Consider the following 689-nt stretch of genomic DNA (forward strand, 5'->3'; position numbering starts at 1 on the left):
GGGTTGATCTGGGAGGGGTGGGGCGTGAGCATCGGCCCATGACCGAAGTGATCGCAGTCGCCGTTATTACTCTTCTCGCCGTGATCAGTCCCGGCGCCGATTTCGCCATGGTGGTCCGCAACAGCTACCTCTACGGGCGGCCCACCGGGCTGTTCGCCGCCGCCGGGGTCGCGGCCGGGGTTCTGGTCCACGTCTCGTACACGATGCTCGGGGTCGGTCTGCTGATCGCCTCCTCCACCGCGCTGTTCACCGCGATCAAGCTGGCGGGTGCGGCCTATCTGGTGTGGATCGGGATACGGACCTTCCGCGCGCGGGCCGAGGTGTCCGTGGACCTGGAGTCGAAGCCGCAGCTGAGCCCGCTGGGGGCGATGCGGTCGGGGTTCCTGACGAACGTGCTCAATCCGAAGACGACGCTGTTCGTGGTGTCGACCTTCACGCAGGTGGTCAACCCGGGCACCCCGGTGTGGCAGCAGGCGGGCTACGGGCTGTTCATGTCGGCGGCGCACCTGGGCTGGTTCGGGGCGGTGGCACTGTTCTTCTCCGACTCGCGGCTGCGCGACCGGATGCTGAAGGCGCAGAAGACGCTGAACCGGGCCATCGGGTCGGTGCTGGTGGGCTGGGGGGCTTTTTTTTACAACCTTTCCAGCCCCCACACAAGGGGCAGAAATCATGATTCCGGTAGTGGGTAG

1 protein-coding gene is annotated in these 689 nt (G+C 66.2%); it reads left to right on the plus strand.

The annotated features are described in order from the left end of the window. The first annotated feature begins 38 nt into the window (after positions 1 to 38). A complete protein-coding gene (locus PV721_RS43670) occupies positions 39 to 689 on the plus strand; it encodes a LysE family translocator (protein WP_319734472.1) in 651 nt (216 codons plus the stop codon).

Origin of the sequence: Streptomyces sp. MB09-01, from assembly GCF_033794505.1 — a bacterium.
Lineage (GTDB): Bacteria > Actinomycetota > Actinomycetes > Streptomycetales > Streptomycetaceae > Streptomyces.